Origin of the sequence: Streptomyces sp. SID5785 (assembly GCF_009870065.1) — a bacterium.
In the GTDB taxonomy this organism is placed as follows: domain Bacteria; phylum Actinomycetota; class Actinomycetes; order Streptomycetales; family Streptomycetaceae; genus Streptomyces.
On the sequence record NZ_WWIA01000581.1, the window covers coordinates 1 to 1,021 of the forward strand.

At 73.7% G+C, this 1,021-nt stretch carries 1 protein-coding gene; it reads right to left on the reverse strand.

Annotated elements, in window-relative coordinates:
* Positions 1-332 precede the first annotated feature (332 nt).
* On the reverse strand, positions 333-872 hold the full coding sequence (locus GTW43_RS18825) for an adenine phosphoribosyltransferase (protein ID WP_161303190.1): 540 nt from the start codon (positions 870-872) through the stop codon (positions 333-335).
* Between the last annotated feature and the right edge of the window lie 149 nt (positions 873-1,021).

A 1,021-nucleotide genomic window follows, 5' to 3' on the forward strand; every position in this document is an offset into this window, starting at 1 on the left:
CTGCGCGGCGGCGGGCCGTCCGCCGGGCGGAGCCGGCTTGGCGTTCGTCGCGGGCCGGTCGGAGCCGTGCTGCCCGGTCTTCGCGGGCGCGCCGGAGCCGGCCGCCGGGGCAGCCTGCTGGTCCTGCTTGGCGGCGGTGAGTGGCTTGGCCTCGTCTGGCAACGGCGCTCCTCGTGCGCGACGGGTCCCCCGTACAGGTCCCGGGGACCCCATGGTATCGATCCTGCGGCCACCGAACGTATTCGGCCGGTGGGCCCGATGCCCACCCCCGGAACGCCGACGGCGGGCGCCTGATTCCTCAGGGCCCGCCGGGACTGCTGTGACCTGGTGTTTCAGACGACGAGCAGCGTGTCGAGCGGGGCTCCTTCGAGGGCCGGCTCCAGTCGCTCGCGGCCGGGCAGGAAGCCGAGCTCCATCAGGACGGCGACGCCCGCGACCTCGGCACCGGCCCGGCGGACCAGGCGCACGGCGGCCTCGGCGGTGCCGCCGGTGGCCAGGACGTCGTCGATGATCATGACGCGGTCGTCGGCGGACAGGTCCTCGGCGTGCACCTCGATCTCGGCCGAGCCGTACTCGAGGTCGTAGGACTGCGCAAGGGTGGCGCCGGGGAGCTTGCCCGCCTTGCGGACCGGGATGAAGCCGAGGCCCGCCCGGACCGCGACGGGGGCGCCGAGAATGAAGCCGCGGGCCTCGAGGCCGACGACCTTGGTGGCGCCCTGCCGGACGCACAGCTCGGCGAGCGTGTCCGTCAGGGCCGTGAAGGCGGCCGGGTCGGCGAGCAGCGGGGTGATGTCCTTGAAGAGGACGCCCGGCTCGGGATAGTCCTGCACATCACGGATGCGGCTGAGGAGCAGCTCCTTGATGTCCGTCATGTTCTGCACCTCAGCGTGTGGGTGATGGGGTGGGTACGGGGCCTGCGCGATCGACCACCTTAGCAGTGGCGACCTGCGGGAACGACGCGGGCGCCAGGGCCTCGACGGCTCCTGGCGCCCGGTGCGGTGCGCGGTGACGCCGCGGTCAG